Source organism: Paraburkholderia sp. BR13439, assembly GCF_040948805.1.
Taxonomy (GTDB): Bacteria; Pseudomonadota; Gammaproteobacteria; order Burkholderiales; family Burkholderiaceae; genus Paraburkholderia; species Paraburkholderia youngii.
Window position 1 is genome coordinate 215,422 of record NZ_JBFPKN010000015.1, and the last position, 26,845, is coordinate 242,266.

27 protein-coding genes are annotated in these 26,845 nt (G+C 62.0%); 18 read left to right on the forward strand and 9 right to left on the reverse strand.

Going from position 1 to position 26,845, the window contains the following annotated elements; translation table 11 throughout:
- The 9 genes from AB3X96_RS27610 (at position 1) to AB3X96_RS27650 (ending at position 7,552) form a co-directional block, all read left to right on the forward strand.
- On the forward strand, positions 1-1,335 hold the full coding sequence (locus AB3X96_RS27610; RefSeq protein WP_368592222.1) for an extracellular solute-binding protein: 1,335 nt from the start codon (positions 1-3) through the stop codon (positions 1,333-1,335).
- A gap of 115 nt (positions 1,336-1,450) precedes the next feature.
- On the forward strand, positions 1,451-2,971 hold the full coding sequence (locus tag AB3X96_RS27615) for an alpha-N-arabinofuranosidase (RefSeq protein WP_368592223.1): 1,521 nt from the start codon (positions 1,451-1,453) through the stop codon (positions 2,969-2,971).
- A gap of 34 nt (positions 2,972-3,005) precedes the next feature.
- Entirely contained in the window at positions 3,006-3,761 is a 756-nt protein-coding gene (locus tag AB3X96_RS27620; RefSeq protein WP_368592224.1) for a FadR/GntR family transcriptional regulator, read from the forward strand.
- Between the two features lie 299 nt (positions 3,762-4,060).
- A complete protein-coding gene (locus tag AB3X96_RS27625; RefSeq protein ID WP_368592225.1) occupies positions 4,061-4,696 on the forward strand; it encodes a hypothetical protein in 636 nt (211 codons plus the stop codon).
- A 107-nt stretch (positions 4,697-4,803) separates the two neighbouring features.
- On the forward strand, positions 4,804-5,421 hold the full coding sequence (locus AB3X96_RS27630) for a hypothetical protein (RefSeq protein ID WP_368592226.1): 618 nt from the start codon (positions 4,804-4,806) through the stop codon (positions 5,419-5,421).
- A complete protein-coding gene (locus AB3X96_RS27635; RefSeq protein ID WP_368592227.1) occupies positions 5,381-5,623 on the forward strand; it encodes a hypothetical protein in 243 nt (80 codons plus the stop codon). The genes AB3X96_RS27630 and AB3X96_RS27635 overlap by 41 nt, the downstream gene beginning before the upstream one ends.
- 69 nt (positions 5,624-5,692) lie before the next feature.
- Complete coding sequence (locus tag AB3X96_RS27640; RefSeq protein ID WP_368592228.1) at positions 5,693-6,376, forward strand: hypothetical protein; 684 nt, start codon at positions 5,693-5,695, stop codon at positions 6,374-6,376.
- 77 nt (positions 6,377-6,453) lie between these two features.
- Positions 6,454-6,765: a hypothetical protein gene (locus tag AB3X96_RS27645; RefSeq protein ID WP_368592229.1), complete on the forward strand. Its 312-nt coding sequence runs from the start codon at positions 6,454-6,456 to the stop codon at positions 6,763-6,765.
- Positions 6,707-7,552, forward strand: coding sequence for a hypothetical protein (locus AB3X96_RS27650; protein WP_368592230.1), 846 nt, complete (start codon positions 6,707-6,709; stop codon positions 7,550-7,552). Before AB3X96_RS27645 ends, AB3X96_RS27650 begins: the two co-directional genes overlap by 59 nt.
- A 39-nt stretch (positions 7,553-7,591) precedes the next feature.
- Here the strand turns inward: AB3X96_RS27650 and AB3X96_RS27655 are convergent, their stop codons facing one another.
- The 4 genes from AB3X96_RS27655 to AB3X96_RS27670 form a co-directional block, all read right to left on the reverse strand.
- Positions 7,592-8,131: an SRPBCC family protein gene (locus tag AB3X96_RS27655; RefSeq protein ID WP_368592249.1), complete on the reverse strand. Its 540-nt coding sequence runs from the start codon at positions 8,129-8,131 to the stop codon at positions 7,592-7,594.
- Between the two features lie 47 nt (positions 8,132-8,178).
- Entirely contained in the window at positions 8,179-9,171 is a 993-nt protein-coding gene (locus AB3X96_RS27660; RefSeq protein WP_176111705.1) for a sugar-binding protein, read from the reverse strand.
- Positions 9,172-9,287: 116 nt separating this feature from the next.
- A complete protein-coding gene (locus AB3X96_RS27665; protein WP_368592231.1) occupies positions 9,288-10,283 on the reverse strand; it encodes an ABC transporter permease in 996 nt (331 codons plus the stop codon).
- Positions 10,284-10,338: 55 nt separating this feature from the next.
- Positions 10,339-11,079 carry an ATP-binding cassette domain-containing protein gene (locus AB3X96_RS27670; protein ID WP_368592232.1) on the reverse strand — a complete coding sequence of 247 codons (741 nt, stop codon included), beginning with the start codon at positions 11,077-11,079 and terminating at the stop codon, positions 10,339-10,341.
- Positions 11,080-11,389: 310 nt separating this feature from the next.
- Here AB3X96_RS27670 and AB3X96_RS27675 point away from each other — a divergent pair, with 310 nt between their 5' ends.
- Positions 11,390-12,568 carry a TIGR03118 family protein gene (locus AB3X96_RS27675; RefSeq protein ID WP_368592233.1) on the forward strand — a complete coding sequence of 393 codons (1,179 nt, stop codon included), beginning with the start codon at positions 11,390-11,392 and terminating at the stop codon, positions 12,566-12,568.
- Between the two features lie 310 nt (positions 12,569-12,878).
- Complete coding sequence (locus AB3X96_RS27680; RefSeq protein WP_176111709.1) at positions 12,879-13,157, forward strand: hypothetical protein; 279 nt, start codon at positions 12,879-12,881, stop codon at positions 13,155-13,157.
- A 135-nt stretch (positions 13,158-13,292) separates the two neighbouring features.
- On the opposite strand, the gene AB3X96_RS27685 is transcribed toward AB3X96_RS27680, so the two are convergent.
- Together AB3X96_RS27685 and AB3X96_RS27690 are read right to left on the reverse strand one after the other, a co-directional pair.
- Entirely contained in the window at positions 13,293-13,937 is a 645-nt protein-coding gene (locus AB3X96_RS27685) for a transcriptional regulator (RefSeq protein ID WP_008923557.1), read from the reverse strand.
- A gap of 200 nt (positions 13,938-14,137) precedes the next feature.
- The gene (locus AB3X96_RS27690) at positions 14,138-15,109 is read right to left on the reverse strand and encodes an ornithine cyclodeaminase family protein (RefSeq protein ID WP_368592234.1); all 972 of its coding nucleotides are present in this window, start codon (positions 15,107-15,109) and stop codon (positions 14,138-14,140) included.
- A 238-nt stretch (positions 15,110-15,347) separates the two neighbouring features.
- Here AB3X96_RS27690 and AB3X96_RS27695 point away from each other — a divergent pair, with 238 nt between their 5' ends.
- From AB3X96_RS27695 to AB3X96_RS27710, 4 genes are all read left to right on the forward strand, one after another.
- Entirely contained in the window at positions 15,348-16,136 is a 789-nt protein-coding gene (locus AB3X96_RS27695; protein WP_368592235.1) for an ABC transporter substrate-binding protein, read from the forward strand.
- A gap of 95 nt (positions 16,137-16,231) precedes the next feature.
- The gene (locus AB3X96_RS27700; RefSeq protein ID WP_368592236.1) at positions 16,232-17,476 is read left to right on the forward strand and encodes an NAD(P)/FAD-dependent oxidoreductase; all 1,245 of its coding nucleotides are present in this window, start codon (positions 16,232-16,234) and stop codon (positions 17,474-17,476) included.
- A gap of 145 nt (positions 17,477-17,621) precedes the next feature.
- Positions 17,622-20,039, forward strand: a complete 2,418-nt coding sequence (locus AB3X96_RS27705; protein WP_368592237.1) for a filamentous hemagglutinin N-terminal domain-containing protein — start codon at positions 17,622-17,624, stop codon at positions 20,037-20,039.
- Positions 20,040-20,528: 489 nt separating this feature from the next.
- Positions 20,529-20,963 carry a class I SAM-dependent methyltransferase gene (locus AB3X96_RS27710; RefSeq protein WP_368592238.1) on the forward strand — a complete coding sequence of 145 codons (435 nt, stop codon included), beginning with the start codon at positions 20,529-20,531 and terminating at the stop codon, positions 20,961-20,963.
- A 47-nt stretch (positions 20,964-21,010) separates the two neighbouring features.
- Here AB3X96_RS27710 and AB3X96_RS27715 read toward each other — a convergent pair whose 3' ends face one another.
- Positions 21,011-22,291 (reverse strand): MFS transporter, encoded by a 1,281-nt coding sequence (locus AB3X96_RS27715; protein WP_368592239.1) that lies wholly within the window; start codon positions 22,289-22,291, stop codon positions 21,011-21,013.
- A 95-nt stretch (positions 22,292-22,386) separates the two neighbouring features.
- Between AB3X96_RS27715 and AB3X96_RS27720 the strand changes: the two genes are divergently transcribed.
- Together AB3X96_RS27720 and AB3X96_RS27725 are read left to right on the forward strand one after the other, a co-directional pair.
- Positions 22,387-23,379 carry a LysR family transcriptional regulator gene (locus AB3X96_RS27720; protein WP_368592240.1) on the forward strand — a complete coding sequence of 331 codons (993 nt, stop codon included), beginning with the start codon at positions 22,387-22,389 and terminating at the stop codon, positions 23,377-23,379.
- Between the two features lie 43 nt (positions 23,380-23,422).
- A complete protein-coding gene (locus AB3X96_RS27725) occupies positions 23,423-23,623 on the forward strand; it encodes a DUF2905 domain-containing protein (RefSeq protein ID WP_176122749.1) in 201 nt (66 codons plus the stop codon).
- A gap of 11 nt (positions 23,624-23,634) precedes the next feature.
- On the opposite strand, the gene AB3X96_RS27730 is transcribed toward AB3X96_RS27725, so the two are convergent.
- Together AB3X96_RS27730 and AB3X96_RS27735 are read right to left on the reverse strand one after the other, a co-directional pair.
- Entirely contained in the window at positions 23,635-24,762 is a 1,128-nt protein-coding gene (locus AB3X96_RS27730) for an aldo/keto reductase (RefSeq protein WP_176111716.1), read from the reverse strand.
- A gap of 79 nt (positions 24,763-24,841) precedes the next feature.
- Entirely contained in the window at positions 24,842-25,768 is a 927-nt protein-coding gene (locus tag AB3X96_RS27735) for a LysR family transcriptional regulator (RefSeq protein WP_368592241.1), read from the reverse strand.
- A gap of 106 nt (positions 25,769-25,874) precedes the next feature.
- On the opposite strand from AB3X96_RS27735, the gene AB3X96_RS27740 reads away from it, so the two are divergent.
- Entirely contained in the window at positions 25,875-26,609 is a 735-nt protein-coding gene (locus tag AB3X96_RS27740; RefSeq protein WP_368592242.1) for an SDR family NAD(P)-dependent oxidoreductase, read from the forward strand.
- Positions 26,610-26,845 lie beyond the last annotated feature (236 nt).

Here is a 26,845-nt window from a genome sequence, read left to right on the forward strand (position 1 = left end):
ATGAAGAGATCGCTCGTACGCGGTGCGCTTTTGCTTGCCTTGCTGAGTCTGACGGCCGGCCTCGCGGCTCCCGCTCAGGCCAAAACCGAAATTACGCTGTCGCGCTTTTTCGGCGCCTGCGACGCTGAATACGGCAATGTGAACGACGTGAGCAAGGCCGCGGGTGAGTGCGGAATCATCACGACGCTGGTCAATGAGTTCAATGCGACGAACAAGGAAGACATCGTCGTCAAGCCGCAGATCATCGAATGGTCTCCTTACTATACGCAGATCGATGCGCGCATTCTGAGTCACGACGTACCGACGATCTCGGTCATGCACGAAGCAGTGCTCGGCGACTATGTGAAGCGCAAGCTCGTCGAACCGCTCGACACCGGGTTCAAATCGGTGGGGATCGATACGAAGGACTTCACGGATCACGCGCGCCGCGGCGTCACGTTCGACGACAAGACCTACGCGTTGCCGTTCGACACGCATTCGTGGCTGTGGCATATCAACATCAATCTGTTCAGGAAGGCGGGTCTCGTCGACGCGAGCGGCAAGCCGATCCTGCCGAGCACGCCCGACGAACTGCTGAAGCAGGCGAAACAGTTCAAGGACAAGACCGGGCTGCCGTACCTCACGATGCCGATCGCCAACGAAAGCGCTGCACAGACGCGCTCGTTGTACACGATGGTCTATCAGCAGAACGGCACGCTCTTTCCGTCGGGCCCGACAAAAATCGATTCGCGCGTCAAGCCCGTGACCAACGCACTGCAATTGCTGGATGGGCTGATGAAGGCGGGCGACATCACCCCGAACCTCGACTATGGTGCGTCGAACCAGGCGTTCATGAACGGCAAGGCAGGGGTGCTGATCTGCGGCACATGGGTGATCGAGGACTTGACCAATCTGTCGAAGAAAACCGATTCGCCGCTCGCCAACAACGGCTACGAGGTCGTGCCGTTCCCGAACCTGTTCCAGAAGAAAGCGGTGTGGGCCGATGGCCACTCATGGGTCATGCTCAAGGGCGGCGCGAAAGACGACAAGAGCCGCCACGCCGCGTTCGTGTTCCTCAAGTTCCTCTACGACCACGACGCCGACTGGGCCCGCACCGGGCATCTGCCGGCGCGGCAGTCGGTGGTCGATAGCGCGGCGTTCAACGCGTTGCCGCATCGCCCGGAGATCAAGGAGATCTCGTCCACCGGCTATTCGCTGCCGAACACGGTGCCGCGTCAGTTCGCGATTCAGGAGATCGTCGGCAGCGAGGTCAGCAATATGTTGACCTCAGGCAAGCCGATCGCCGCCGTCGAACAGGATGCGCAAGACCGCGTCAACAAGCTGCTGTCCAGGTAGTGGCCGCACGCCTGACCCGAACTCAACGGAACCTCACCGAATCCAACCGAGCTCAAAAGCCGGCGTGCCGCATCGCGCGGCACGCGCAGGCGATCTCACCACAGGACCTATCACAATGATTACCTCCCGCCTTGTCGTCGACCGGGATTTCGTCGTCGCGGACCTTGACCGGCGCTTGTTCGGTACGTTCGTCGAACATATGGGCCGCTGCGTCTATACCGGCATCTATGAGCCGGATCACCCCGACGCGGATGAGCGTGGCTATCGAAAAGACGTGATGGCGCTCACGCGCGAACTCGGGCCGACGATCGTCCGTTATCCCGGCGGCAATTTTCTGTCGGGCTATAACTGGGAAGACGGTGTCGGCCCGAAGGCGCAAAGGCCGAAGCGGCTCGATCTCGCATGGTATTCGGTCGAGACCAATCAGTTCGGCACCAACGAATTCATCGACTGGTGCCGCGAGCTCGATATCGAGCCTATGTACGGAGTCAATCTCGGCACGCGCGGACCGGACGAAGCGCGCCATTTCGTCGAGTACTGCAATCACCCCGGTGGCACCGCGCTGTCGGACTTGCGTCGCGAACATGGTTATGCGAAGCCGCACGACATCAAGTTCTGGTGTCTCGGCAACGAGATGGACGGCCCCTGGCAAATCGGCCGCAAGACCGCCGACGAGTACGGCCGCGTCGCGCTCGAAACGGCCAAACTGATGCGCGCGGTCGATCCCACCATTCAACTCGCGGCGTGCGGCTCGTCGACCCATGACATGCCGACCTATGGAGCGTGGGAAGATCGCGTGCTCGAACACTGCTTCGATCAGGTCGACTTCATCTCCTTGCACACGTACTTCGAGAACCGTCATGACTCGACCGCCGAATTCTTCGGCAACATCGACGTGATGGATCTGTTCATCAAGGAGATCGCCGCCGTTGCGGACAGCGTGGCGGCGCGCAAGCATTCGAGCAAACGCATCATGCTGTCGTTCGATGAATGGAATGTCTGGTACAAGGCGCGCTCGATCAACGATCTGCGCAAGCCGGGCTGGCCAAGCGCGCCGCGCCTGATCGAGGAAGTCTACAACGCCGAGGACGCGCTGGTGGTCGGCGGCGCACTGATCACGATGATGAACAACGCGGATCGCGTCAAAACGGCGTGCCTCGCGCAACTCGTCAACGTGATCGGACCGATCATGACCGAGCCGGGCGGAGCCGCCTGGCGGCAGACGATCTTTTATCCGTTCTCGCAGGCGTCGAAGTTCGGTCACGGCCGCGTGCTCAAGCCGGTGATCGAATCGCCGGCCTACGAGGCCGAGACCTTTTCCGAAATCGCCTACCTGTGCGCCGCCGTGGTCGACGACCGCGCGAGCGGCACCACGACGATCTTCGCGTTGAACCGGCACCTGACCGACGAGATGGACCTCAGCATCGAATTGCGCGGCCTCGGCGTGCAGCGCACGCTCGATCACGCGCTCGAACTTCACCACCCGAACATGAAGGCGGTGAATACGCGTGAAGCGCCGCTGACGGTCGTGCCCGCAACCAACGAGAAGATCTCGGTCGATGGCGAGAAACTGACGGCGCGCCTGAAGCCGGGCTCGTGGAACGTGATCGTCACGACTGCGGCAAAGCGCGGCTAGGTGGTTCGCACGGGAAGTCTACGAAGGAGGGGTGATGTTCGAGCGTGAGCCCGTCGTAGGGACGATGACCGCGCAGGTCGCGCGGATCGTCGGCATGAGGATCGTCTCGGGCGAATTCGGCCCTGGTGATCTGCTCCCTGTCGAAAGCGAGTTGTGCACCGAGTACCGTGTGAGTCGCACGACCGTGCGCGAGGCGATCAAACAGCTCACCGGCAAGCGCCTGATCGAAGTGACGCCGAAGATCGGCACGCGCGTGTTGCCGTTTTCGGACTGGAATCTGCTCGACCGTGACGTGCTCGCGTGGCGGCTCAATGCGCAATTCGATTCGAAGATCGTCGAGGACATCTTCGAGATGCGCATCTGTTTCGAGCCGCGCGCGAGCTTTCTGGCGGCGCGGCACGGCAGCGACGACGACCTTCAGCTGATCGAGCGCCGCTATCGCGAGCTGGCGAGCGCTTATGCTTCGCCGTCGGCGCATTCGGATGTGCGCGCGGTGAGCGAAGCGGTGCTGGAATTTCATATGGCGATCATCGTGATGTCGCAGAACGGCATGTTCATTACGATCGGCAGTGCGATCAAGGCGGCGTTGCGGGGGTCGTCGGAGATGCTGCTGCGGCAGGCGGCGCGGCCGAGCGAAGATATCGAGCTGCATGACGCGGTGCGTCGCCGGATCGTTGCGCGCGAGCCGGATGCCGCGTCCGCCGCGATGACGCGTCTGCTCGAAGCATCGCGCGAAAGGATGCTGCGCTACACGATCAGCCCGAAAGACGTGGTGTGGCGCGAGCGCTAGAAGACGTGGGCGGATCGGGCGCATACCGCTCGTGCAACTCGACGTGTCGCTGCGCCTGGGGGCACCGGCAACATTCTCGCGACGCGGCTTACGCGCACGCGTTGTCGTTCGTTTCTGGCGGCACAAGCCTAAGTTATGCGGAACGTATGCCGCTTGGGAACGGGAAAAATGCGTCTCTGGCAGCCTTTGGAGTCGACTTGACGCAAACGTCTGATCTTGTTGATTGGGCGGTGCAGTTTACCTATCCTTTTATCCGGGCTTAAGTGCGGGCCGTGTGATACTCAGCGGAAGGGGCGGACATGTCTACACCCAACAAACGTGGGCTAACCATCACCATCCCTAAGACAGTCTCCAGTTATCCCTGCAACTACCGTTTTAATCACTTCGTGCCGCTTACGGTGATGAAGGATAAATGTGGAATGGATGTGCAGATGCTTTGGGACTCTGCCGATGGCAATCTTTCGAGCCTCACGGGGGTGTTCAGCAACGAGCTCATATCCGCGCCGATAAAGGCCACAGGCTGTTTCGCCAATCTCGGCTTTCATGTTTCCAGCAAGGTGGATACGCACCTGGGACAAAGCAACGATGAGCACGGCTTTTCTCCCCTGATCGCACTTACCGGCCCGGGTGACATGGTTCTATACCAGGTCTTCGTCTATGGCACGAAACCGTGGACGGTTGCGCCATGCTCAGGATTTCAGATTACCCATTCCGTGACAGACATCGGTAACGGAAAACTCAAAGTGACCACCACCAAGGAAGGCAAGGCGGTGCGCTTTCGTCACAGTATCGATGCGAGCGAAGGTGTCGTCGTCGAGGAACCCGTTGAATATTCGTCGCAGGCGGGGCAGGGGCGTGCAATCGTGGTTCAGATCGTCCAGCGTGGCGGGATCAAGCCGGCGATTCTGATCAAGGCCGACCTCTGCATACGATGACGGTGCCTCTGCAATTCAGGCACCCAGTTCAGGCACACAGTTCAGGCACACAGTTCAGGCACACATTTCCGCAACAGCAACGGCCGTTCAGATCAGTCGATCGAGACATGGACTTTTCCCCCGGCGACATCATTATCGAGTACGACGACAGTACCGACGAAGCGAAGCATGCGCTGATCTGGGTGGTTGACGCCGGGGGAAAAACCATCATCCACAGCAAGGACGTGGGGAACCTGCAGGGAGTCGTGCAGCAGTCCGTCGGTGCGCTGGCGGTCACCGACGACGACATCAAGTACCTCGTCTATCGTTATGAGAGTTCCGCCGTGGCCGAGGCGGCAGCGTGGTTCGCCGCAAGATGGGCCACGCGCAGTGACGATCCGATGGTGGTTGCGATGGTGAAATATGCCGAAACGAAACAACAGGTCGTGAAGGCGACCGTTCCCTTCGGACGGCGCGGAGATGAATACCAGACCGGTGAAGCCTGGACTGCCGCCTCTTTGGTCCGCGCGGTGCGAGCCTGGCACCGCGGGATCACGGGCGTGAAGCTTTCGAGTCGCAAGGGAATCAGCTGCTCGCAGTTCGTCACGTACTGTTTTCAGGCAGCCAGCCTGCACGCGGCGCTGCACAACATGTCCCTGCAATCTCAGGACGCGAAGGACTTTCTATTGGGCCCGCAAAAATTTCATGGCCTTGAAAAAGGGAAACCGCTACAGCCTCATCTATGAAGCCCTGAAACCCGTGGTTGAGAATCTGAGTGGCTATATCCCGCCCGGCATGCTGGTCGATGCGAAGACGACGGACGCCGAAAATCTGCAGAATTGCCTCGAACAGGAGAACAGCAAGTTCAAATGCGTGGGGGTAGTGGCGACGGATAACCGGACCAGACCCACTAAAGCCTGGATCGAGGCGGAAGAGAAGTCTGATTGACGCAGCGAGCGGCCCCGCGGCCGCGGCAGCGCCAGTGGCCCGGGCTTGCGTGCGATTACCGGCCGGCCGATGTCGAAGATTGCAGGGGGAATCGAGGAGAACGTCATGCCGATTACCAGGACCGTGATGTCGATTCACGACGATCAGACGGGAGAGGGCACAGCGCTCGCATTTCCCACGATGTCGACCTGTTCCGCGATCATCTGCGTACTCGCCGACCGGCTCGTGGGCGTCCACAAAACCCAGGGCTGGCGCGGCAGCACAAACACTTTGTTCGCGCGCGCCGTCGCGTTGATCGGCGGTGACAGGGTCTACGAACTCTATATCGCCGGCTGGAACGTGGGAAGCAAGGAATATCACAACATCAGCCAGATTCAGAATGCGGTGGGATGCGCCGATGTGGCGACCTATGTGCTCGACTACCACAACGCTGATGTCATCGTCAAAAACAAACACAGCGGGGATCTGGTCAACCAGCAGGCCTTCCAGGCGCGAAAGGGGAAAGTCTTCACGCCTGGCCCCACCTCCGATCTCTGCACTTTTGCGTTTCATACCGGCAAGCGCAATCCCACCATCGGGATCAAGCGGTCGTCGAAGGTGACCATTACCGCCAGTGATCATGACGCCGTTAGCGAAAACCTCAAGCGAGAGGGGAGGGACGGGATGATGATCGCCGTGACAGAAGATATCCAGACGCCGAGCGATCATCTTCACATCCTGGACAAGTACCTGGATTTCGTTCACGTGGTTTGAATCACCGTGGCGATGCATGAGGGCGGACGGATCGGTGCGAGACCCTTGCTGCGGCACACGACACTTTGGGAATAGCCATGAAAGACGTGACTGTCAGGATCAACGACACGCTTGGATTCATTCAAACCTCGGGAATCGGGACCTTCGCCGAGAACGCCTGCGCGCACGCTCTGGCCAGTTCCTATATTCAGAACCACTATCCCCCGGCCAACGCGCACCAGGCCGGCTACGTGAATTTCTCAAACGGGATGTCGATGAAGAATCTGCACAACGCGGGGAACGAGACCCAGCGCGAAATGCGACGCGCGATTTATCTCTTGTGGCATGCCATTGGAAACAACGCTCGCAAATCGGGCTACGACGCTCGGTGCCGGATTGTTGGCAGCTGAGTATCGCCGCCTGTTGCAGAAGGCCAGGATAGTAGAGGATGCACATCATGCGCGCGATCACGGCAGCAGAAATCTGCTGACGACCGTTATCCCGGCCGCGCCACTGCAGTTTCTCACGGACAACAAGATTATGGTTCGTGGTTCGACGGCCTATGCGCCGGATGCGCTAGACCGCAATCTCGTGAACTTTTACTTCACCTACGACGCGGCCCAGGATCGCTACATGTTCGTGCCTGTCGCAGGGGTTCCGGTTCCCGCAGGCGCGTATGGCTTTACAGCAGCGAGCGTGCGCGCCGTGCACTGGACTGCCGTGCCCGGTAGAGGAATCGTGGTGAATCCGGGGCCACCGCCGGGTGCTGCCAGCTTTGGCGCCATCGACGGTACCCGTCTCGATGGCTCAGACGTGATGGTCACGACGCAGTTCACCGGCTGCAGTTTTTGCATGAAGGACGTGGGAGGGGTGATCTATGGCGCTCATATTTCGCCCAGCATTCCGGGGCATCCGAATCCGCACGTCGGCCCTGCCATGGCCCAGCAGCTCTGCGGAATGAATGCTAACGTTGGCGCCGGCGATTTCGCGAATCATGCCGGCGCCGCTCCCTTCATGGTCTATGGCGCGGGGCACAGCAACATCCCCGGCTTTCCGAATGGCTACCCAGTGCCGGGCGCTGGCGCGAATCCACTCCAATACATGTGCATGCTTGGCGTGCGAGTGGGCGGCATCTGGCAGATCTTCTCCCAGCAAGTATTCGCGGGCGGCGCATTCGCCGCCTTCCAGGTTCTGTAGTGCAATGTGTGTGAACAAAAGATTCGGAAAAAATCCGGGCTACGGCATTGTTTCCAACGCTTTCTTCAGTCGCGCGACTGCCTCGTCGGATTCCTGCTGGATTCTCGTTCGAACGAACAAGACATTTAACACCGCAAACCACAGTGTCGGTGCGCGGTACACGAACTCGCGCTCGAATCGTGTCCCGGACGCTACGGGCGTCAGAGCGTAGCTCACTGTGCCTGCTGGCTTCCCGTCTATCGTGCCGACAATCGCCCATTTGCGCGGACGGTCCCGTACGGCGACGGTCCACAGGACGCTTCCCCGGCGACCCGCCACGCGAAATTCTTCCGCAACCTGTTCACCAACGTTTAACGAGTGGTCGATCGCCCCTCTTACCGATAGCGAAGACGGGTGCCAGCGGGGCCAGTGAGCGGGTGTCGTTACGTAGTCGAAAACCACCGTATCCGGTCGCTCGATCGAGATCACGGTGGCAATCCTCGTCGTAAGATTGACCGGCCCAGGCAACGGGACGGCAAGCAGTGCAGCGACCGCGACGACTGCCAGGACCGCGCTCATCCATTTCGATGGCCATTTCATCCGGGACTCGCGAAGTACGGCTTCGTCGTCGCCGTGGTCACCGGCTTTCAATGCTTCAGGCAAGTGTCGGCGTTCTTCCACGTGCAGACGTCGAGTCCCGTGTGAATGACCGGAGGCACGGACTTCCCTTCCGCGAGGTCACGCATGACCATCGCGGCGCGGTAGCCCATTTCCTCGGGCCGCTGGCCGACGAGCACATTCACCTTGCGGTCCTTGAGCGCCTGCAGCTCGGGCCCGAGCGTGTCAGCCGAGACGATCACGAATTTGCCGTTTTTGATCTTGTCCATGATCGGGGCGACGACCTGCGAAAAGGCCTGCGGAGCGAAGAGCGGCCAGCCGCCCGCCAGCAGAAAGGCGTCGAGGCCCGTGGGGTTGGCGGTCAGCGTGTCCTGCATCATCTGGTTCGCCTTCGCGGCGTCGTCGTTCACGTAGAGCGGACAGCCACTGATCTCATGCCAGCCGTTCTCGCCAGCGAGCTTGGTGACGCCTTTCTTGCCGGATAGCACGTCGCGTGCGCCCTGGGCCCGCTGATTGATGTTCTCCGCTGCCGGATTGCCCATCACGAGGCAGACGTTGCCGCCTTTCGGCATCAGCATCTTCAACTGTTCGCCAAGCTTGGCGCCCAGCTCGTAGTTGTCGGTGCCGACATAGCTCTTGCGCAGCGACGCATCCTTCGGCAGCAGATCGGCATCCGCGGTGATGACCGGGACCGATCCGCCGCGGCGGCGCAGCACCTCCGCCACGGCCGGCGCGTTCGCGGGCGAGATCGCCATGCTCGCGACGCCCTTGGTCAGCAGGTCGTCGATGATCTGCACTTGCGCGCTCTCGTCCGCCGCGGTCGCGGGACCAGTGTAATAACAGTTGTAGCCTTGCTTGTTGAGTTCCTTGTTCGCCCGTTCGCATCCCTGATGCATAAGGTCGAAGTACGGGTTGTCGAGACCCTTGACGACCAGCGCAAGGGTCTTATCGGCCGCAAAGCCCGGGGACGCCAGCATCGCGAGTCCTCCAGCCGCAGCAAGACACATCCACAGTTTTTTCATAGCTTCCTCCTGTTGGGCGCCGGCTCTACGGTGCCCATGTCGGCTTACACAGTCTTCGTAACGCGTCCCGCGTCCTGCGCACCGGCTCGAAAGCGGCCGGTGCGTCCAGAGACACTTCAATCCCCTTGCCGCTCGCCACCGAGCCGGTTGAAGAGCACTGCGACCACAATGAAGCTGCCGACGACCGTGCCCTGCCAGAACGCGTCGACGCCGAGCAGGATCAGACTGTTGCGGATGACCTCGATGAGCGCCGCGCCGACGATCGTGCCGAAGGCGCTGCCAACCCCGCCGATCAGATTGGTCCCACCGACCACGGTGGCCGCGATCACCCGCAGCTCGTCGCCCGTGCCGAGGCCTGTCGTGACTGCGCCCAGCCAGCCGACTTCGAGAATCGCCGCGACGCCCGCCATCAGGCCGCAGAGCACGTAGACGCTGCAAACGATGCGGCGTACCGGTACGCCGGTGAGAGTCGCCGCATGACGGTTGCCGCCGATCGCGAACACGTAGCGGCCCCAGCGCGTCCAGCCGAACGCGAACCAGAACAACAGCCCAAGCAGGATCAGGAACCACACCGGATTGGCGACGCCGAGCGTCGCGCCGCCGCCGAGCGCGAGGAGTTTGCTGCCGTCGGGGCCGAAATCGAAAATGGTCCGGCTGCGGGAAATCACGAGTGCGAGGCTGCGGCCGACGCTCAGCATGGCGAGCGTCACGACGAAAGGCTGCATGCCGAGATACGCGATCAGCAAGCCGTTGACGAGGCCGACCAGCCCGGCGGTCAGTAGTCCCATGCCGATGCCGGCCCAGATCGGGTAGCCCGCGTTCATGACGACCGAGAGCACGATACCGCTGATGCCGATGGTCGAGCCAACCGAAATGTCGATGCCGCCCGTGACGATCACCGCCATCATTCCCAGCGCCACGATGGCGACGAAGGCGAAGTTTCGCGTAACGTTGAAAAGATTCTCGGAGGTCGCGAAGGTCGAGGTCGCAATCGATAGGGCGATACAGGCAACGATCGTTGCCAGCACGACCCAGAACACCTGGCTTGCGAGTAGTCCCGACCAGCGAGTATGCGTCCTCGCGGACTGTGGATCATCGAGCAATGGCGGCATTGTGGGGGGCCTTCGCGACGCGTCGTTCAATGTGGGGCTCCGATGCAAGGCAGTTTCAGGCAGCGGCAATGGCGCCGGTGATGAGACCAGTCACCTCTTCCGGGGAGGACTCTTCGGTCTTCTTGTCCGCGACCTTGCGCCCGCGCCGCATGACAACCACCCGGTGGGCGACGGCGAATACGTCAGGCATGCGGTGGCTGATGAGGATGACGGCGATACCGTGTTCGGACAGGCGTTTGATGAGATCGAGCACCTCGGCGACCTGGCGGACGCTGATCGCGGCGGTCGGCTCGTCCATGAGGACGAGCCTCGCTTCGGAGAGGCGCGTGCGGGCGATGGCCACCGCTTGCCGCTGCCCTCCCGACATTTGCCTGACGAGGTCGCGCGGGCGCGTCTCGGACTTCAGTTGCTTGAACAGATCACCCGCACGCCGATACATGGTCGCGTGATCGAGCACGCGGATAGGTCCGAACCCGATCCGCAGTTCGCGGCCAAGGAAGACGTTGGCGGCTGCCGTCAGATTGTCGCAAAGCGCGAGGTCCTGATAGACGACCTCGATGCCGCGCGTGCGGGCGTCGATCGGTTTGTTGAAATGCACGGGACTTCCATCGATGAGAATGTCACCGTGCGAAGGCGGAAAGTTGCCGGCGACCACCTTCACCAATGTCGATTTCCCGGCCCCGTTATCGCCCATGAGCCCGACCACCTCGCCTGGCTCCAGGCTGAGCGTCACGTCGATCAGGGCCTGAATGGCGCCGAAATGTCTGGAAACGCCTCTGAGCTCGAGAAGACTCATAGACTGTCGCGTTCGCTGGGTGGAGGCGCCCACTGCATTGGCTGGGCGGCCAGTAGACGTACGAGCTAGGTAGATGTTTTTTAGTGCACGATGCGGCTTTTAGCAAGGCACTTTAGCCACCAGCCGAACTCGCTCATCTGCCGTGCCCGCTTCACTTCATCACTATGCAGAGAGATCGAAGTCGTCGACTCTGAAGCAACCGGTCGTGGCAAGTCGTGGCTTCGGAATTCTTCGTGTAGAGCGGGAATATTCGAAGTCCTGCGGTCGTTTAGCTTGCGGCGATGTCTCGCCAGTTCCGAGGAGGGTAGCTATGTCTCTGATCTCGCGTGGTCTCAAGGCGGCTGTGATTGTGCTCCCCGCCGGTTTCACAATCGGGCATGCCGCTGCTGATGATGCCTATGTCGTCAAACCGCTCGTGTCCAACGTGGCAGGCGCTGCCCCGAAGGTCGACGGTGTTTTGCAGAACGCCTGGGGTATTGCCTTTAGTCCGGCAGGAAGTCCATTCTGGATCAACGACAATGCCACCGGCTGCTCCACGCTGTATGACGGCGAGGGGACAAAGGTGACGACGTTGCAGGTCGCCATTCCACTGCCAGGCAACGTGATACCGGCCGGCGCCTGTCATCCCGTCCTTCCGAAGTCTCCACCGAATCCCACGCCCGCGGCGCCAACCGGGATTGTATGGAATCCTTCGTCTGCGTTTCTCGTGCCAGGTACCAAGATCCCGGCCATATTCATCTTCGCAACTGAAGATGGCACGATTTCCGCTTGGGCCGGTGGGTTGAATCCGGCGAACAACGCCGTGATCGCGGTCGATAACTCGTCCAATCCCTCCGCCGCCGGCGGGGCTGTCTACAAGGCGCTCGTCTTCGGAGTGAATGCGCAAGGCGGATTCCTGTTTGCGACGAACTTCCGTTCGGGTCGGATCGATGTATTTGGGCCGAACGGCTCAGACGGCCTGTTCACGCCTGCGACGACCGACGGCGGCTTCGTCGACCCGAACATCCCAGCCGGCTATGCGCCGTTTGGCATCGCGAACATCGATGGGGATCTTTTCGTCACCTACGCAAAGCAGAACAAAGAGAAGCACGACGACGATGCAGGACGCGGTCGTGGATTCGTCGATGTATTCGATACCGACGGCCACCTGCTGCGTCGCTTTGCAAGCCGAGGGACGCTCGACTCGCCGTGGGGTATCGCGCGCGCATCGTTTGCGTTCGGCCGCTTCAGCGGCAAGATTCTCATTGGCAACTTCGGCGATGGTCGAATCAATGTCTTCGACAATGACGGCGGGTTCGTCGATCAGTTGGAGAATGAGTTCGGCAATCCACTGGCAATCGACGGGCTGTGGACTCTGACACTCGGTGGCGGCCGCAATTCGAGCCCGGACACGCTGTACTTCTCGGCCGGTCCTAACAAGGAGACAAATGGACTTTTCGGGATCATCGCTCCAGCAAGCGGCTCCAGGGAGCGAGTCGCCGACCATTGACGATATTAAAGTTCGGGACGAAGGACCTCGCCTCAGTCGGTCGCGGAACTCGCCAGACGTGACCGGCTGCCTCCGGACTGAGCTTTGCTCACAGGTCTGGTTATCCACTGGATCGAATGGTCTAAACTTCAGTCATTGCGTCGATGCAGCCGCAGCGGATACACGATCAAAGACCAGGGCAGCGGCACCGGACACGCAAAACGCGCCACCTGTTACGCAAAACATGCCATCGGGTGACGGCGCCATCATGCCGACGGCTGTGAATAGTGGCGGTGAGTACTGAAAGAACGGGGTATGGCAGGTTTGCATCATGAAGGGGAAGGTTCTGTTTGCCGTGCTGCTGCTTGGCGCGATAGATTGCGCTGCGGAGCCAGGTTATTACAACACGTGCGCGGCGTATCCGGCTTATCCGTGTGAGTTCTATGCCGGGTGCCCGTCTCGCGGCCAGCCATGTGTATTCCTTGGCGGCGATTTCCGCCGCTTCCACGACTTTGACCATGGCGACGGCTTTCACCACGGGTTCCACGGTCGCAGCACTCAGTTCGAGCAGGGCGGGGGCCACAGCGGCGGTCACGGCGCACGCAACTAGGCACTGGCACAGCGAGCTGATGCGGGGAGGGCAACGCACCGCGGTGGTCCAGGCCTATCCGGGTATCGGGCACGCGCTGTCGCAACTGGGCATAGCCCTTGCCATCGTGTGCATGTCGGTGTTGTTTGTCCCGTATCAGGTCGCCGTGCCTCGCAAATCTCTAATATGCTGATAGACGGTGGCACGTCCCATCCCCAATACATTCGCGACGTAGTTGGCAGCGCTCTTCCCCTTGAACGCCCCTTCGGCCCACAGCGCTTCGACGATCTCGCGACGATGGTCGCGAGTCAGCGAATTCAGGGCCAACTGACGTTCCTGGAGCCATGTGTGAAGGAACGTGTTGATGCGTTCCTGCCAGTCGTCCTTGAACAGCTCTTCGGGCTGCTTCACGACGCCGGCGCCGGAGATCACACGATCGATCACATGTTTGATGTCTTCGAAGACGGCGATGTTGTAGTTCACGCACATCACGCCGACAGCGCTACCGGCATCGTCGAACAACACCGTGCTGACGCACCGCATCCGCCTCCCATCCCAATTGATTTTTTCATACGGCCCGACCGTACCGGACTCCGCGGAATGGTCGATCTCTTCCAACGCGGAATCGTCGCCGAGTTCGCGTTTCGACAGATTATTGGCGATGTAGGCGATCGTTTGACTTTGCAGGTCATGAATGACGATTTCGACGTACGGGAAAAACAACAGCGCAATGCCATCGGCGACACGGCTGTAGCGATCCAGAAGTAGCCGACGTGCGGCCGTTGTCTTGGGCTTTCGCATGGGGATAGATGCTTGCAGCTTTCTGAAAGTCCACTTGGGTGGGCGTCGGTATGGAAGGTCCGAAAATGTTCGGCATTTTGCCACGAGCGATGCGGTACTTCTGCTCGATGGCACGACGACCAGCATGTTGGCGAACGGCCTTTGCCATTGCTCCGGCGGCATGGTGCGATCTGGCGCCTCGGCAAGATCGTGGCGATTACTTACATGCCCGCGCGAGCAGTCAGATATTTGAACAGTTCATAGGCAATCGCGACGTCTTCAAGACCCAGCCCGATCGAGCGGAAAAACGCATGCTTTCGATAGGACGGTTTGGTCGCTTCGCCACACATGAGTTCGGCGAGATCGCCCAGCACGGCTTCGGGACGCCAGCCATGGTGTTGCGAAGCCAGCTTCATCTCGCCCGCGCTGGCTGGGGTGGTGCGGCGGTAGTCGCAATAGACGTCCATGTCGGCAAGCCATGTGGGCGGAATCTCATGAGCGTTCGCCACGTTGGTGCTGATAGAGGTGATCAGCGCCGGCTTGCCGAGCATGTTTTCGTGCAGCACCGGGGTGCCGGACGAGGTACACAGCGCAACGACGTCCGCGTCGGCGACACAGTCTTCGATCCTTGCACAGATGGAGACTCTTTCATCGAGCGCCGCGAGCTGCGCACGTTTTTCGGTGTCGTTCGCAAGCCCGGTCGAAAACACCCGGATCGATTGCCACGGCCGCGTCGACGCCAGATGGCGCAAATGAGCCTGTCCGACCGCCCCCGCGCCGACGATCGCGAGCTGGCGCGCGTGATCGGCGGCGAGTTGCTGCACCGCGAGTGCGGTCGCTCCGGCGGTGCGCTCGATCGTCAGCAAGCCTGAATCGCACCACATCAGCGGTTGCCCCGTTTCCATCGACATCAATGCCGTCCACGCGGTAATGATCGGCTTCGCCTGCGTGACGATGTACGGCGACAGCTTCGCGCCGAACACCTTCGCGTCCGCCATCACGCCCAGATATGTGATGAAGTCGCCAGCGTTCTGCGGGAAAAGAGTCAGCGTCTGCGGCGGTTGCACTGCCATGTGACTTCCCAGCGCGCGAAACATCTGCGCCAGCACGCTGCGCACGTCGAGGTGGGGTAGCGCCTCGCGAACGGTTTGCTGGTCGACGATCAGGGGCATGGCGTTTTCTGACTGGATCATTGAACTGCGCTCCACAACGATGCCGGCGCTCCGGCGGTGAGGCGATTCTAAGTCAAACAGTCCAGTCTGGACATTTATTTTTGAAATTGCTTGCTTTTATATCTGTCCAGAATAGACTGTCAATCCAGAGCAGGTGTGAGGCCGGCGCGTCAACTGCCTCATGCGATGTCTCGGAGCGGGTCGGTCAACCGTCGCGCATGCCCTCAATCGTCGTCGCCCAAACACCAAGGGACCTCTTATGTTTCGGAAGCTTCAACTTTCACTTATCGTCGCCGCTGCGTTGGTGGGCTCGCTTGGGACCGTCGGCGTGCAGGCTCAGGACACCTTGCGCTTCGGCATCGAGGCAGCCTACCCGCCGTTCGAAAGCAAGTCGCCGAGCGGGCAATTGCAGGGCTTCGACGTCGACGTCGGCAATGCGGTCTGTACGAAGCTGGGCGTGAAGTGCGTATGGGTCGAGAATGCGTTCGATGGACTGATTCCCGCGTTGGAAGCCCGCAAATTCGACGTGATCAATTCCGCGATGAACATCACGGACAAGCGCAAGCAATCGATTGAGTTCACGAAGCCGATCTATATCGTGCCGATCGTGATGGTGGCCCGACGAGGCTCCGGCCTGTTGCCCGACGTGAAAAATTTGCAGGGCAAACGGGTGGGGGTGTTGCAGGGGTCGTCGCAGGAGGATTTCCTCAAAGCTCACTGGGCGAATGCCGGCGTAACGGTGGTCTCGTACCAGGACCAGGATCAGGTCTACGCCGACCTGCTCGGCGGGCGCCTCGACGCTGCCGTTCAGGAAGCGCAAACTGCGCAGGACGGTTTCCTCGGCAAGCCCGCAGGCCACGAGTATGCGATCGTCGGCAAGCCGCTCAGCGATCCGGCAACGCTCGGCGAGGGCACCGGCTGGGGCTTGCGCAAGGCCGACAAGGCGCTGGTCGCGAAAGTCAATGCCGCGCTCGACGCGCTGAAGAAAGACGGCACGTTGAGCAGTCTTTCGCAGAAGTACTTCAACAACGACATCATCGCGAAGTAACGGGTCCACGAGCCGGCGCCAGAGGCTTCGCGCCGGCCTGCTGCGCAAGATGCGGCAGCCCGGCGTCCAGTCCTGACAAAAAGCGAAGCGAGTTTATGGATTTCGATGTGATAGTGCTGGGCGCCGGGATTGTCGGCGTATCGTCCGCGCTGCAGTTGCAGGATCGCGGCCGCCGGGTGGCACTGGTGGACCGGCGCGCTCCAGGCGAAGAGACCAGCTTCGGCAACGCGGGTCTGATTGAAAGCTCGTCGGTCGTTCCATACGGCTTTCCGCGCGATTTCGGCACGTTGCTGCGCTATGCGAAGAATCGTTCGACCGACCTGTACTGGGACTATCGGGCGTTGCCGCACTTTGCGAGCTGGCTGGCGCGCTTCTGGTGGGAATCGTCGCCCGAGCGATTGATGGCGGCCGCGCGCGACATGTTGCCGTTGATCCAGCAAAGCGTTGCGGAACATGATCGGCTCATCGAGCGCGCGCAACTCGGCGATCTCATTCGCGACAGCGGCTGGATCGAAGCCTATCGCACCCCGGCGGAATTTTCGCGGCAGGCGGCGGCCGCCACAATGACTGCCAGGACCTATGGCTTGCGGGTCGCGGTGCTGGATTCGGCGGCGCTGGCCGCGCGAGAGCCGGGCCTCGCCGACGGCTTTTGTGGCGCGTTGCATTGGCAGGACCCGAAGAGCATCGTCAATCCCGGGGCACTGACTAAAGGTTATGCGGGTCTTTTCGAAGCAGGCGGCGGAACGGTGTTGACCGGCGACGCCACCACGCTGACGGCGCAAGCGGGCGCGTGGACGGTTCAGACATCGTCGGGCCGGATCAGCGCAAAAGAAGTCGTGGTGGCGCTCGGTTCATGGTCTGACCGCGTTTTCGCGCCGCTTGGTTACCGCATTCCTTTGCGAGCGAAGCGCGGTTATCACATGCACTACCGTCCTACCCGCCAGATGCTGTCGATGCCGTTCGTCGACGCGGAGCAGGGCTACGTGGTGGCGCCGATGGAAGGGCGCTTGCGGCTGACCACGGGGGTCGAGATCGCGCGGCGTGACGCCAGGCCGACAGGCATCCAGCTCGAACGCGCGGAGCGAATCGCCAGGCCAAGCTTCGGTCTGGGTGAGCGACTCGACGCGAGTCCGTGGCTCGGCCTGCGTCCTTGCACACCCGACATGCGGCCAGTCATTGGGCGCGCGCCGCGTCATCGCGGGTTGTGGTTTGCATTCGGTCACAACCACCATGGCTTGACCCTGGGGCCCGTCACCGGTCGACTGTTGGCGGAGATGATGACCGGGACACCGACCTGTGCGGATGCGCGTCCGTTTCGCGCTGAACGGTTTCGTAGTTAGTCCGCACAGGACGGCGCAAAACGTTGAGATATCGGCATGCATCCGCAACGCCGACTGCTATTCTTCAGACACAGCGACTCATGCATTTCCGGTCGACTCTGCGGGTCGTCGGCAGCCATTCCGCACGCGGCGGAAAGGGGGCTGTATGTCGCATTCGAAACTACCCTGGCCCTCGCGACGCGCACTGCGTCGACAGCACTGGCGCGGCCGCATCTGGCTTGCCGTCGGCATTTCGCTGACTGGACTGTCCCTGACACCCGTTGCGTTCGCGGCGGGCCGCCTTCCGCAAGGCGGCACATATACTGCCGGTACGGGCACGATAGCTAACCAGGGCAACGCTCTTTTGATCACGCAACCGGGTTCGACGCGCGGCGTGATCGACTGGAGCAGTTTCTCGATCGGCAGGCACAACAGCGTGACGTTCGACAACGGCACGGGCGCGACCCTGAACCGGGTAACGGGTGGCTCGCCCTCGGCCATTTTTGGCAGGATCAGCGCAACGGGAAGCCTGTATCTGATCAATCCGCAGGGCATCGTCGTGGGTCCGTCGGGTGTGGTCAGCACCGGTGGCCGCTTCGTCGCGTCCACCCTCGATGTCTGCAACAGTGCATTCATGAGCGGCAGCAGCGCGCTTACGCTCTCGGGCGGCTCCGATGCAAGCGTGGTCAACCTGGGCAGCATCAGTTCGAGCGGCGGCGATGTGTTGCTGATTGCGCGACACGCAGTCATCAACGCCGGCACCGTGTCAGCGCCCAACGGCACGGCGGAACTGGCTGTCGGCGAGACCGTGTTGCTGCAGGACTCGGCCAGCAGCAGGCAGGTGTTCGTGCAGACGGGCAGTCAGGGCACCGTGGTCAACAAGGGGCTCATCAACGCCGCGCAGGTCAACCTGCAGGCCGCCGATGGCAACGTATATGCGCTTGCAGGTGGCGGCACGCGCATCCGTGCAACGGGCACGGCAAGCCGCGACGGCCATGTATGGCTGGTCGCCGACAGCGGCCGCGTCGAGCAGCTCGGCAAGATCGCCGCAAGCAATGCGGACGGCCGAGGCGGAACGGTCGATACCCAGGCGGCACAACTGACGTTCGGCAGGCACGCGGTGGTCGATGCAGGGCAATGGAATCTCCTGACGCCCGCTATCACGATCGATGATGCCGCCGCGCACGCGTTGCGCCGCAGCCTGAACGAGAGCACCTCGGTCAATGTCACCGCGACGGGCGCCAACGGCGCAACGGGCGACCTGGGTGTCACGTCGAGCCTGCGCTGGTCAGGTCCGGCTTCGCTCACGCTCGCGGCGTACCGCCACGTCTCGGTGACGTCGGGTACGACCATCGCGAACAACGGCACGGGCAACCTGACCTTACGCGCCGACGCGTCAGGCATCGACAACGGCGGCAGTGTGACCAGCGATGGGACCATCGACTGGTCGAAAAGTACCGGCATTGTCAGCGCCCTCTACGACATGAACGGCAGCTACAATCCCGGCACGATCGTCGCGAACAGCGCATGGACAGCAGCTCCGTATAGCGGTCTCATCGCCCAGGTGACCGGCTACAAGCTGGTCAATTCGGTTGACGATTTACAGAACATCGCGCTCGATCTCGGCGGCGCATATGCGCTCGGCAAAGACCTCGACGCCAGTGCGACCGATACGTCTTTCGCTTTCTCTTCGCTCGGCAATGCGACCACGCCATTTTCCGGCCAGTTCGACGGGATGGGCCACGTGATCGACAGGTTCACCCAGTTTGATCAGAGCTCGACCGAGCGGCCGGCGATGGGACTGTTCGGCGCGATCGGGCCGACCGGCGTCGTGCGCAATGTCGGGATGACCAACGCCCGGGTCGTGACCAATTTCTATTTCCCGAGCGGGCTCCCGCTGGGCATTCTGGCCGGCGAGAATCAGGGCTTGATTACCTACGCCTACACTACCGGCGGCCGGGGTTCCGGCGCGTTCGAAGGCGCGGTCCTCGGCGGCCTCGTTGGATACAACGACGGCCTGATCGAGCGCTCGTGGAGCAGCGCGTTCGTCGGTTCTGCCGGCCTGCTCGGCGGCCTCGTCGGTGGCAACGGCGGTACCATCGTGCAATCTTATGCGACAGGGCCGGTGAGCGGCGGCTATCATGGCTCCGGTGGCGGTCTGGTCGGCGCTAACGGCGGAACGATTTCGCAGTCGTATGCCACGGGGCAAGTGTACGGCCCATTCAGCGCTGGCGGACTGGCTCTTTCGAATACCGGCCTCATCGAGCAGTCGTTTGCGTCGGGCGAAGTCTTAGGACCAAGTTTCCAGGGCCCGGATTACGGCACTTATGGCGGCATCGTCGCCTACCAGGGCTTACCGGCTGGAGTGCCGCTCGCGTCCAACGTGTACTGGGACAAGGAGACGACAACGCGAACGAAGAGCAGCGGGTACGGCGCGCAGCTACCCGCGTCCAACGGGCTCACGACCGCACAGATGAGCAATCCGGCCAGTTTTGACGCCTCGTGGGATTTCAGTGAGACCGGGACGTGGGTTATACCGACGGGCGCGACCCACCCGATCCTGCGCTGGCAACTAGCGCCATAGGCGCTGCCGCGAACTGGGGTGCGCACGCAGAACTGTCTCAGCCGCGTCGGCTGGTGGCATAGCAACGACAGATTGGGGGGGAAGCCGGCCTCCGACTGCCTGCCTGAGCATGTCTGCGAACGTCCGAAGATGGCCAACTGAGCCGGTGATCAGCAGCTTGTCTATTGCGACAGTTCCAGCCGCGCTTTTCGGTAAAGCCGGTAATGCATCTGACTGTGAAGCCATTAGCAAGGCACAGGCTTCCGTCGGGCGCAAAGTCGAGGCCGATTGGTCCCCCGAGCATTGCCTGGTTGGCGAGCCCTCCTTCATCACCATAGGCCCGTGTGCCGGTCCCTGTCGAATTGCGCTTCGCAGTCCGTTCCGCATCGACATCGATGTCGCGGAAACTGATGACCGACTTCCGTCGATCTGCTGCAACTTGACGGTTGAATTTAATCAATTCGGCCAAAAGCTGCTGTTCCTTGACCGCATCTGGATACTTTGCTCCACGTGCGATTTGTTCGCAGATGTATCGACCCCTCACAGGAAATGTTGGAGCAAGCCACAGCGCGCAATGCCATGGCGATCGCTCGCGGGCAGGTCGGCCTACGAATCGCCTCAGTGGAGCGCTTGCCATTCGAAGACAACGCTTTCGATAAGGTGCTGGCAATCAACTCCATGCAACTTTGGCCGGACTCCGAAACTGGCCTGGCCGAGATACGGCGTGTCATGAAAGTCGGGGCCAAGATCGCACTCGGGTTCACCATCTATTCGGGTCAGCAGCCGAGCGGGTTGATCGAACGACTAACGGCTGCTGGCTTCATCGAAGCGAGGCTTGTCGAAGCAGATAAGGCCATTTGCGTGCTCGCGGTCAAACCTACCGAGGCGCGCGATTTCGCGGTGCCCGGCAAGGTCGCGGCGCGCGGCGTGGGAGTGGTGCCTTGAACGCATTGTTCGCACCCGGCCACGCGCGCTCAACCGCGTTGCGGGCCTCAGGTTCCCACCCGGTTGGAGCGGCCCGCGACACCATAGGCAAAGGCTGCTCCCGCGAATGCAACGCCCACGCCACAGACACCGCGCCACCCCGCGACAGCCCATCCGGCTCCCGAGAGCGCCGCTCCCAGCGCGCCGCCGACCATGAACGCACCGACGAACAGCCCGTTCAGCCGCCCGCGCGTGGCGGGATTCATGAGATTGACGGCGCGGCGGCCGAGCGTCTGATCGATGACGACGCCTGTGTCGATCGCCGCACCGCCGATGACTAGCGCCGCAATCGCGAGCCGGGGGTGGGCCTCCGGGGCGAACCCCAGTCCGCCCGATCCCGCCACGGCGATGAGCACAAGGGCCGCGATGATCAACAGGTGCGCGAACAGAAGCGCGCTGCGACCGTGCCCGCGGTCGCCCGCCTGGCCGGCGAGCGGCGTGACGACCGCGCCGCTCGCACCCGCGAGCGCGAAAAGCGCGATCCCGTGCATGCTGAATCCGAACGGTGCCTGCGCGAGCCGTAGTCCGACCGACGCCCAGAACGCGCTAAATGCCCCCATCGCCAAAGCGGCGGAGATTGCGCGCCGCTGCAGGATGCGTTCACGCGCGAGAAGCGTCCAGAGCGATCGCAGCAAGGCAGCGTAGCGTGTGATTACCGGCGGCGCGCGGTAGGGCAGGCGCCGCATGAGCACACCCGCGAGCAACGCATTGATCAGCGCGGTCGTGCCGTAGAACGCGCGCCAGCCGGCCCAAGCCGTGATGACACTGGCGAGCGGCCGCGACAGCAGGATACCGATCATCAAGCCGCTCATCACGTTGCCCACGGCGCGGCCGCGCTGGGCCTCGGGCGCCATCGACGCGGCCATCGGCACGAGCATCTGGATCACGGTCGATGTCGCGCCCGCGAGGAATAGCGCGGCAAGGCACACCCACGCCGAACGCGCGAACATCGGCACAGCGAGGAGCAATGCGCAGCAGAACAGCGTCCGCACGATCAGGCGGCGGTTCTCGATCAGATCGACTAACGGAACGAGCAGCACGAGCCCAGTGGCGTAGCCGAGCTGCGGCAGCATCGAGACGAGGCCGCCGAGCGCATGGGGCAGATTCAGCGCGGTGGCAATCGGGCTGGTGAGCGGCTGCGCGGCGAACAGGTTGATGATGATGAGACCGACTGCGGTGGCGAAAAAAACCGTCATCGGCGTGGTGAGCTGGCCGGCCTGGCGCTCGTCGGCGCGTTCGGCGTGCGGCTGACCGACTGTACAGGATGAAAGATCTGCGGGGCGGTCCATGACGACGCTCCGGTTGAATGACTTATGGTCTATGCTAGAAGTCGCATCGTTATGCGGCAATTGAAATGTATTGATAATGATTATGCGAGATTGTTTTGAATACGCGTGATCTACAGGCGTTCGTGGCCGTCGTCGAGTGTGGCTCGATCGTCGCTGCCGCCGAACGGCTGCATCTAACCCAGCCCGGCCTGACGCGCCGCATCCAGAGCCTCGAAAGCACACTGGCTCTCGCGCTGCTCGACCGTCAGGAGAAGCCGCTCAAGCCGACCGCCGCCGGGCGGGAGGTCTACCTGCTGGCGCGTAACGTGCTCGGCGCCGTCGACGAACTGCTGGCCGTCGCGTCCCCAGACAGCGAGCCGGAAGGCGAACTGCGCATCGGCGTGCCGCCGTTCCTCTCCGACCTCGCGCTCGAACAGCCGCTCGACCGCTTGCGCGGCACCTACGCCAAGCTGACGCTGCGTGTTACGGCGGGCTGGTCACCGCGTCTGCTGCAATCGGTCGAACTGGCGCAGGTAGACGCCGCTATCGTGTTGATGCCCGGTGATATCGCGCTGCCCGAGGCGTTGGTCAGTACGCGGCTCGCTTTCATGCCGACTGCCGTCGTCGCGGCGCGTTCGCTTGGGCTGCCGAAAACGCCCGTCACGCTGGAATACCTCGCGCAGCATCCGTGGGTGCTCAACCAGGACGGCTGCGGCATGCGCTCGGCGTTGTCGCGCGCGCTCGCGCGGGCGGGGTTGCCGTTCAACATCGCCGTCGAGGCGTTCGGCTCCGACTTGCAGCTATCGCTTGTCGCGCGCCAACTCGGAATCGGGATCGTCTCGCCGGAAGTGCTTGCGCGCAGCCCGTTCCGCGACGTGTTGCAGGTGATTGATGTCACGGATTTCGAGTCAGGCGTCGAGGTCTGGCTCGTTCACCACCCGCTACCGGGACGGCTCGTGCGGCCGATCGCACTCTTGCGCGATTCGCTGGCCGAGGTGCTGCGTGCCCACGGGATGGCTGCGGCGGATTCCTTTGAGCGCGTCGATGGCGTGGCTATCAGCAGGCAACGCGGGAAGAATGGACGCGGCAACTGGAGCCATTCTCGATAGGGGACCTCGACGCGATTTGTTTTTTCGTGAGTGACCGGGCACCATGAACCGCTTCCTCATTCTTTTGGGCGTGCTGTGCCTGCTTGCCGGCCTCGGATGGCGCTGGTTCGTGCGTATCCCGTTCGGCCGGCTGCCTGGCGACATCCATATCGTTCGCGGCGGTATCAATTTCCATTTCCCGATCGTCACGTGCATCGTGATTTCGGTCGTGGTGTCAGTGCTCTTGTGGTTGTTGCGACGGTAAGTGTGTGCTGCTCACTTCCCGGTGGGCTGCGGCGCGGGCACTCGCTGAAAGTCGGCATGATTCGGCGGTTGTGCGGCCACATCGACCTGTCCATGAATGCGTGCCTGATGACCATCCGCGAACATGTAGTACGGGAACGGGTGGGGCGGCTCCGAAGCCGCGTCGAGCCTGGCTATCAACTCGGGCGCCAGCACGAAGTCGAGTGCACCGAGCGATTGTTCGAGCTGTGCGGCCTTCGTCGCGCCGACGACGATGCTCGCAACCCCCCGTTTCTGATACAGCCAGTTCAGGGCGACCTGGGCCATCGGCCGATTCGCAGCGTGCGCGACTGCCTCCAGCTCGGCGACGATCGAAAAGTTGCGCGCAGATAGCTTGTCGAATCCGGGCGGCGGCGCGGTACCTAGCGTCTGCAGGCGACCACTGCCCGTTACAGCGGCCTGGTTCTGGGCGTCTTGCGACGGACGGTATTTGCCCGACAGCACGCCCATGCCAAGCGGGCTCCACGCCACGAGCCCCATGCCGAGGTGTGTAGCAAGGTCCGCGAACTCGTGTTCCGCGTTGCGTTCTATCATCGAGTATTCCAACTGCATTGCAGCGACCGGTTCGAAACCGCGCCAGTCCGCGAGCGTCTGCGCCCGACCCGCATACCACGCTGGCACGTCAGAGAGGCCGACGTAACGGATCTTGCCAGCGCTGACGGCGTCGTCCATCGCGCGCATCACTTCGTCGGCGGGCGTCATGCGGTCCCACGTGTGCAGGTAATAGAGATCGATGTAGTCTGTGCCGAGCCGCCTGAGCGAGCCTTCGAGCGCCCGAAGCAGGTTCTTCCGGTGGTTGCCGCCTGCGTTCGGGTTGCCGGGCTGCGCGTTGTACGAGTACTTCGTCGCGATCACGAGCCGCTCGCGCATCGCGCGCGCCGCTGTGAAGCGGCCGACCCATTGCTCGCTCGTGCCTTCCGTGTAAAGGTCAGCCGTGTCAATGAAGTTGCCGCCTGCGTCGACGTATAGATCGAAGAGCCGCTGCGCCGTTGCTTCGTCGGCGCCCCAGCCCCATTCGGTGCCGAACGTCATCGTGCCGAGCGACATCGGGCTCACGCGCAGGCCGGAACGACCGAGCAGGGTATAGCGATCGAGCGACATGATTGTTTCCTCCGGGGCCAGGTAAGCGACGCATTATTGTGCGCGCGTTTCTTGTGTCGCTGTCGACAGCGGCCGCGCGTTACGCTGGCCTCGGTCTTCCCACCGTTTGCGAAGGATCACGATTGCCGAGAAGTTCGACCAGCCGTGCCTCGCATTCGGAAAACGAGTAGCCGCGCCGCTGCGAGATCATGAACGTGAGGGGGCGCATGTGCCATGCGCGCCGTCGGAGTTCGACAAGCGTCCCCTTCAAGAGGTCTTCCTCGACCAGATGGCGCGGCATGTGCCCCCAGCACAAGCTTCCTCTGAGCAGATCGTGCTTCGCGCCGAGGTCATTCACCCGCCACTGGCGTTCACTGGCGACCCCCTGTTGTGTCTTTTCCGCATCGGGCTGATTGTCGGTTACGACGAGCTGGATGTGCCGGCCAAATTCCTCCCGCGGGATTGGCCCCGCGATTGAGGCCAGCGGATGGGATGGCCCACAGACGGTCACCATTTGCGCGTCACATAGATGCTGCCTTTCTATGGTGCCGGGGCTCAGCTCCGGCACGTCCGTGATCGTCACCGCCAACGCGCACATGCCTTCGCGAACCAAACGCTCGCCGTCCTGCATGGTCGTCATGCGCAGATTGATTGCAACCGTTGGAAAGTCCGCCTGCAAGGTGCGCAGGCATTCGATCAGGTGCGCACGTGGAAAGTAGCTATCCACGGCAACCGAGACCTGTGGGACCCCAGCTTCAGCAATGGCAACCGCACGCATCTTCATTTCCTCGGTGCGCGAGATCACACCGCGAGCATCAGGCAGGAGGCTGCGGCCAGCAGCCGTCAGCGTCGCTTTGCGAGTGTTGCGCTCGAACAGCACCACATCGAAGGCGCTTTCGAGAGCGCTGATCGCGTGACTGATCGCCGACTGTGCACGCCTCAGCTCCCGTGCAGCCCCGGAAAAGCTTCCGTGATCACACACGGCGACGAAGGCCCGAAGTTGATTGATCGTGACGTTGTCGAGCATACGTATCTAAGGAATAGATGAGAAACATCCATATTTAGTCAATTGGCTTCATGAATCAAGAGCAGCAGAATCCTGTTTGTCGCTTTCGTTTCGAAGGATGCATGACATGAACAGACTGAATGGAAAGACCGCCGTCATCACCGGCGGCGCTACCGGTATCGGCCGCGCTGCGGCTCAGCGCTTCATCGAGGAGGGCGCGTTCGTCTTCGTCTTCGGCCGCCGGCAGGAAGCGCTCGACGCCGCTGTGGCCGCCCTCGGGCCCAATGCACGCGCGGTGAAGGGCTCGGTCACCGATCTGGCCGACCTCGACCGGCTCTACGCGGCGGTGAAGGCCGAGCGCGGAACCCTGGACATCGTCTTCGCCAATGCGGGGACGGGAAGCCCGCTTCCGCTCGGACAGATTACCGGCCAGCACATTGACGACATCTTCGACACCAATGTGAAGGGGACCATCTTCACGGTCCAGAAGGCGCTGCCGCTGATGGGCTCAGGCGGTTCGATCATCCTGACCGGATCGAGCGCTGGCACCACAGGAGCCCCGGGGTTCACGGCCTACAGCGCGAGCAAGGCAGCGGTGCGCAACCTTGCCCGGACTTGGGCGGAAGACCTGAAGGGCACTGACATCCGGATAAACGTGCTGTCGCCCGGGGCGACGGCGACCGAACTAGCGAAGGAGGCGCTAGGCGAAGAGGGCCAGAAGGCCTACGGAGCGATGACGCCGCTCCAGCGTATGGCCGAACCGGTGGAGATCGGGGCGGTCGCCGCCTTTCTTGCGTCGTCGGACAGCAGCTTCATGACCGCCAGCGAGGTCGCCGTTGACGGCGGCTTGGCACAACTCTGAGGAGAAAAATCAGATGACACAACCTCTAAAGGGCAAAACAGCTCTCGTTACCGGGGCATCACGAGGCATTGGGTAAGCACCCGGCGAAGTCATCTTGATCGGCAAGTCGTGCCGCCCGACGATCATGTCCATTCAAATTTTAAATGGACAGGTGTACATGACGGACGAAGTCGAGGTTGTCCAGGATGTGGTGCAGCCGACACGGCGCCGGCGGCATAGCAAGGAATTCAAGGAGA

Bases quoted from the DNA above. Each gene is read 5' to 3' on its own strand.
- AB3X96_RS27610 (WP_368592222.1), top strand. From the start codon at position 1: ATGAAGAGATCGCTCGTACGCGGTGCGCTTTTGCTTGCCTTGCTGAGT.
- AB3X96_RS27615 (WP_368592223.1), top strand. From the start codon at position 1,451: ATGATTACCTCCCGCCTTGTCGTCGACCGGGATTTCGTCGTCGCGGAC.
- AB3X96_RS27620 (WP_368592224.1), top strand. From the start codon at position 3,006: ATGTTCGAGCGTGAGCCCGTCGTAGGGACGATGACCGCGCAGGTCGCG.
- AB3X96_RS27625 (WP_368592225.1), top strand. From the start codon at position 4,061: ATGTCTACACCCAACAAACGTGGGCTAACCATCACCATCCCTAAGACA.
- AB3X96_RS27630 (WP_368592226.1), top strand. From the start codon at position 4,804: ATGGACTTTTCCCCCGGCGACATCATTATCGAGTACGACGACAGTACC.
- AB3X96_RS27635 (WP_368592227.1), top strand. From the start codon at position 5,381: ATGGCCTTGAAAAAGGGAAACCGCTACAGCCTCATCTATGAAGCCCTG.
- AB3X96_RS27640 (WP_368592228.1), top strand. From the start codon at position 5,693: ATGTCGAAGATTGCAGGGGGAATCGAGGAGAACGTCATGCCGATTACC.
- AB3X96_RS27645 (WP_368592229.1), top strand. From the start codon at position 6,454: ATGAAAGACGTGACTGTCAGGATCAACGACACGCTTGGATTCATTCAA.
- AB3X96_RS27655 (WP_368592249.1), bottom strand. From the start codon at position 8,131: ATGAAATGGCCATCGAAATGGATGAGCGCGGTCCTGGCAGTCGTCGCG.
- AB3X96_RS27660 (WP_176111705.1), bottom strand. From the start codon at position 9,171: ATGAAAAAACTGTGGATGTGTCTTGCTGCGGCTGGAGGACTCGCGATG.
- AB3X96_RS27665 (WP_368592231.1), bottom strand. From the start codon at position 10,283: ATGCCGCCATTGCTCGATGATCCACAGTCCGCGAGGACGCATACTCGC.
- AB3X96_RS27670 (WP_368592232.1), bottom strand. From the start codon at position 11,079: ATGAGTCTTCTCGAGCTCAGAGGCGTTTCCAGACATTTCGGCGCCATT.
- AB3X96_RS27675 (WP_368592233.1), top strand. From the start codon at position 11,390: ATGTCTCTGATCTCGCGTGGTCTCAAGGCGGCTGTGATTGTGCTCCCC.
- AB3X96_RS27680 (WP_176111709.1), top strand. From the start codon at position 12,879: ATGAAGGGGAAGGTTCTGTTTGCCGTGCTGCTGCTTGGCGCGATAGAT.
- AB3X96_RS27685 (WP_008923557.1), bottom strand. From the start codon at position 13,937: ATGCGAAAGCCCAAGACAACGGCCGCACGTCGGCTACTTCTGGATCGC.
- AB3X96_RS27690 (WP_368592234.1), bottom strand. From the start codon at position 15,109: ATGATCCAGTCAGAAAACGCCATGCCCCTGATCGTCGACCAGCAAACC.
- AB3X96_RS27695 (WP_368592235.1), top strand. From the start codon at position 15,348: ATGTTTCGGAAGCTTCAACTTTCACTTATCGTCGCCGCTGCGTTGGTG.
- AB3X96_RS27700 (WP_368592236.1), top strand. From the start codon at position 16,232: ATGGATTTCGATGTGATAGTGCTGGGCGCCGGGATTGTCGGCGTATCG.
- AB3X96_RS27705 (WP_368592237.1), top strand. From the start codon at position 17,622: ATGTCGCATTCGAAACTACCCTGGCCCTCGCGACGCGCACTGCGTCGA.
- AB3X96_RS27715 (WP_368592239.1), bottom strand. From the start codon at position 22,291: ATGGACCGCCCCGCAGATCTTTCATCCTGTACAGTCGGTCAGCCGCAC.
- AB3X96_RS27725 (WP_176122749.1), top strand. From the start codon at position 23,423: ATGAACCGCTTCCTCATTCTTTTGGGCGTGCTGTGCCTGCTTGCCGGC.
- AB3X96_RS27730 (WP_176111716.1), bottom strand. From the start codon at position 24,762: ATGTCGCTCGATCGCTATACCCTGCTCGGTCGTTCCGGCCTGCGCGTG.
- AB3X96_RS27735 (WP_368592241.1), bottom strand. From the start codon at position 25,768: ATGCTCGACAACGTCACGATCAATCAACTTCGGGCCTTCGTCGCCGTG.
- AB3X96_RS27740 (WP_368592242.1), top strand. From the start codon at position 25,875: ATGAACAGACTGAATGGAAAGACCGCCGTCATCACCGGCGGCGCTACC.